The organism is Streptococcus sp., assembly GCF_019414905.1.
Taxonomy (GTDB): domain Bacteria; phylum Bacillota; class Bacilli; order Lactobacillales; family Streptococcaceae; genus Streptococcus.
On the sequence record NZ_DXLC01000056.1, the window covers coordinates 1 to 3,862 of the forward strand.

Sequence of the window (3,862 nt, forward strand, 5' to 3'; positions counted from 1 at the left end):
GTATAATCCAATTTGTCTACCATATGATAATTTACTTGGACAAGTTTCTTTTCAATCAACTGGTTTGCTTGATTCCTAGATAGTTTCAAAACATTTGATAAAAGAACATCTAATCTAAAACTAGACACACATAAATCCAGCTCTCGATACTGTTCTAGCTTATCTATTTTCTCGGTGAAAGGACGTTCCTCCAGCGAAACGGGTATACGGCCAATTTTCTTTAATCCATCTTGAAAGAGAAGAAGAAATTGCTGATTGACCATAATCTGCGCCCGTTCTTCATCTACTAGGATATCTCCAAAAAGTTTCCGTTCAATCCCTAATTGATTGATGACTGTCCCTAAAATCTTAGCATGCGTTAAGTGTTCAAATTTATTGGAATACACTATTTCCTGGAGAGATATTTCAAAATCTGAAAACTCTGGCTGGAAATAATCTGGGTATAATAAAACTCGAACATACTCACTCAAGACGAATTCCCCACTACTGCTACAAGCAAGACCATAAGTTTTGGTCAAAATCTTTAATAGTTTCTCCTGATGAGGATTGATAAAAGGAGTTAAAAAAGGAGCATAGCTATCTTCTACCTTCTTTATCCATTCCATTCCCTTATCAAGAAATGGACGATCTTCTATGGAGAAATGCTGGTAAATCCCTTTATTCATCCTATCATCGCCAGAAAACGGACTAGGTTTTCTCCTAAAAATCGAATCAAAACAATCGCAACCCAAACAGATAAATCAAGACCTGCTATCTGTAAAGGCAGGCGTTGCAAAGGAGCAAGCACTGGTTTTACCAATGCTACAATCCAACGACCCAAACTTGATTCGTAGGCGCCTGGAAACCAAGACATGACAGCAAAGGCCACCAAAATCAGGGAGTAAATATCCACTGCATTATAAATCATACGAATTAAAAAAATCATTATCGTACTCTATTTCGTCTCATATCAAAATCAAACTCACCCTGTTGATCTTCATCTGGTAAACGAATATCTTCAACATTTACAATAACATTCACTGGTGTCAACAGGTACATGGTAGAAGCTACCTTTTTCAAATTTCCAGCTAGAACATGGCAAGCTCCATCCAGATAATCTAAACAACGACGAGCTTGCACTTCAGTCATATATTGAAAATCAATCAAAATACTTTCATTTCCTGCTAATAAATCAACAATTTCTATCGCATCTTCATATTTTCTAGGATAACGAACATCAATTGTTACTTTTTCAGTAGAATGCTGATTTTGCTTTGCTAACTCTTGTTGACGTGCATGCAGTCTAGTAATATTATTTTCTTTTGTACTACTTGTGCTTGGTGTTTGATTCGTTAAGAGAGCCTTTTCCTGTGTAGAATTTACTGGAGTTAAAATGGGCTCATCTCGTTTTTCATTAGGGAGACTTAAATCCTCATCCTCCGTAAAATAATCTATAAATCTATCGAATCTATCTTTTAAAGACATGGTTCTCTCCTACTTAAAAAATGCTGTACCTATGCGAACAAAGGTGGAACCGAATTGAATCGCTTCTTTATAATCACGACTCATTCCCATGCTTAAGTCGGTCATAGGCATATTTGGAATTTGTTTTTCTTGGATTTCTTTTTGTAAATCTTGGGTCGCCTTGAAAATTTCTTTCAACTGCTCACTACTAGCCTCAAAAGGTGCCATCGTCATTAATCCAACATATTCAATCTTATCTAGTTTGGCTAACTCCGGCAAGACTTCCAATAATTCTTCTCTCGAAAATCCGTGTTTACTTTCTTCTTTAGAAATATTTACTTGAAGGAAACACTTGATGACTCGGTCACTTCTTTTTTGGATTTCCTCTGCTAGCTTTACTGAATCCAATGCATGGAAATAATCAACGTATTGAATGACATCTTTCACCTTACGTCTTTGTAAGGTACCAATCAAATGCCAAGTCACATCTCGATCTTTTAAAGCTTGATATTTCTCTAGAAACTTATCTACACGATTTTCACCGATATGATGAATCCCTAGCGGAAGCAAGGCTTCCGCTGTCGGTACATCTACATACTTGGTAACTGCAATGACAGAGACTGAGCCACTCTCGCGATGAGCACTCAGACTTGCTTCTGCGACTTCTCGAAAAACACGTTCTGTATTTTCTTTTACATTCATTTACTTAACGATTTTTGAAAAATGGAGGTGTATCCAACTCATCTTCATCTTGTGAATTTGGAATCTCAAAACGTTCTACCGGTGACACTACTGAATCAGTCGGACGAACAATTGTCTCGCGACGTAAATCCCAATCACCAAAAGCAGATCCTTGAGCTTGTTCCGAGCGACGTTGATTTTGTTTTGGCAATTCAGCTGTTTCTGCCATATCAAAATGACGATCAAAACCATGTGAATGAGATGGTTTCACTGTTTCACGGTAGTTAGTAGTCGGTCTAGCTTGCGGAGCAACAACCTTTTCTACGCGGTCTTGACGAACACCTGTTGCAACAACTGTTACACGAATCTCATCACGCATACTTTCATCAATTGAAGTACCGAGCCAGATGTTTACTCCTTGTCCCGCTGCCTGGTTCACAATTTGTGAAGCCTCTTCTGCCTCAATCAAGGTTAAGTCGAGACCACCAGTTACGTTGACAATCACATCTTCTGCTCCATCAATTGTTGTTTCAAGAAGTGGTGAATAGATTGCCTTACGTGCTGCTTCTACCACACGTTCTTCTCCACTACCGATACCAATACCCATAAGAGCATTCCCTTTATTTGCCATAACTGTTTTCACATCGGCAAAGTCAAGGTTAATCAATCCTGGATTGGTAATCAAATCGGTAATTCCTTGAACACCTTGACGAAGAACGTTATCTGCCTCGCTAAGAGCTTCAAGAAGTGGAGTTTTCTTATCAACAATTTCAAGCAAGTTGTTGTTTGAAATAATCAATAGAGTATCTACATGCTCACGCAGTTGATTAATTCCTTCTACAGCAAATTGTCCACGTTTGCTTCCTTCAAAACCAAACGGACGTGTTACAACACCAACTGTAAGAGCACCTAAATCTTTAGCGATACGAGCAATAACAGGAGCAGCTCCAGTTCCAGAGCCTCCTCCCATACCAGCAGTGATGAAGACCATATCTGCGCCACTGATAGCTTCAGTCAGTGTTTCTTCGCTTTCTTCAGCAGCTTTACGACCAACCTCAGGTTGACCTCCTGCACCCAAACCACGAGTCAATTTAGGTCCCAATTGAATAACAGTCTCAGCTTTTGTACTACTCAATGCTTGTACATCTGTGTTTGCTGCGATAAATTCTACGCCTGTAACACCTTCGTCGACCATACGGTTGATGGCATTGCCACCACCTCCACCGACACCAATTACTTTAATCACTGCACCTTGAGCAGCAGCTGTATCAAATGAAAATGTCATAATTTATTTTTCCTCTTTATTCGTCAAACATGCTTCCGATCAAGCCACGGAAACGATCTGCTAATTTCGGTTTATTTTGTGAAGCTTGTTGGAAATCCGCCATTGGTTCTGTAGGCGCCACCGGCTCTACTTCTGGGGTAGGGGCTGGTTGAACAGGCGTTGATTGTACAAACTGAGCTGTTTTCTGAATCATTCCCCCAAAACTAAGCGGTTGTTGGAATAATCCTTCATCACCCTTGACTGCTCGTTGAGCCAAGAGATGTACTTCTGTCAATTGTCCCGCGAATTCTGATAGACTAATCACATGCGCAAAGGCTGGATTACGAATTCCAACTTGGTTTGGAACATAAAGCTTGACACGAACACCAAAAACTTCTTGAGCAAGTTCCACAATACCCGGTAAAATAGCGGTTCCACCAATCAAAACCTGTCTCTTATACACATCTCCGAGCC

General features: G+C 39.7%; 6 protein-coding genes. All 6 read right to left on the minus strand.

Annotated elements, in window-relative coordinates; translation table 11 throughout:
- A partial coding sequence (locus tag QZ359_RS01480; protein ID WP_293955925.1) for an RNA-binding protein occupies window positions 1-665 on the minus strand: 665 nt, incomplete at its 3' end.
- Window positions 662-925: a YggT family protein gene (locus QZ359_RS01485; protein WP_000576512.1), complete on the minus strand. Its 264-nt coding sequence runs from the start codon at window positions 923-925 to the stop codon at window positions 662-664. The genes QZ359_RS01480 and QZ359_RS01485, both read right to left, overlap by 4 nt.
- Entirely contained in the window at window positions 925-1,464 is a 540-nt protein-coding gene (locus QZ359_RS01490; RefSeq protein WP_293955928.1) for a cell division protein SepF, read from the minus strand. Before QZ359_RS01490 ends, QZ359_RS01485 begins: the two co-directional genes overlap by 1 nt.
- Window positions 1,465-1,473: 9 nt before the next feature.
- A complete protein-coding gene (locus QZ359_RS01495) occupies window positions 1,474-2,145 on the minus strand; it encodes a YggS family pyridoxal phosphate-dependent enzyme (RefSeq protein WP_293955929.1) in 672 nt (223 codons plus the stop codon).
- Between the two features lie 4 nt (window positions 2,146-2,149).
- A complete protein-coding gene (ftsZ, locus tag QZ359_RS01500; protein WP_023943741.1) occupies window positions 2,150-3,409 on the minus strand; it encodes a cell division protein FtsZ in 1,260 nt (419 codons plus the stop codon).
- 16 nt (window positions 3,410-3,425) lie between these two features.
- Window positions 3,426-3,862 (minus strand): cell division protein FtsA C-terminal domain-containing protein (locus QZ359_RS01505; RefSeq protein ID WP_293955933.1); only part of this gene is annotated, 437 nt, incomplete at its 5' end.

Excerpts from the sequence above, each read along its gene's own strand:
- QZ359_RS01485 (WP_000576512.1), bottom strand. The coding sequence starts at position 925 with ATGATTTTTTTAATTCGTATGATTTATAATGCAGTGGATATTTACTCC.
- QZ359_RS01490 (WP_293955928.1), bottom strand. The coding sequence starts at position 1,464 with ATGTCTTTAAAAGATAGATTCGATAGATTTATAGATTATTTTACGGAG.
- QZ359_RS01495 (WP_293955929.1), bottom strand. The coding sequence starts at position 2,145 with ATGAATGTAAAAGAAAATACAGAACGTGTTTTTCGAGAAGTCGCAGAA.
- ftsZ (WP_023943741.1), bottom strand. The coding sequence starts at position 3,409 with ATGACATTTTCATTTGATACAGCTGCTGCTCAAGGTGCAGTGATTAAA.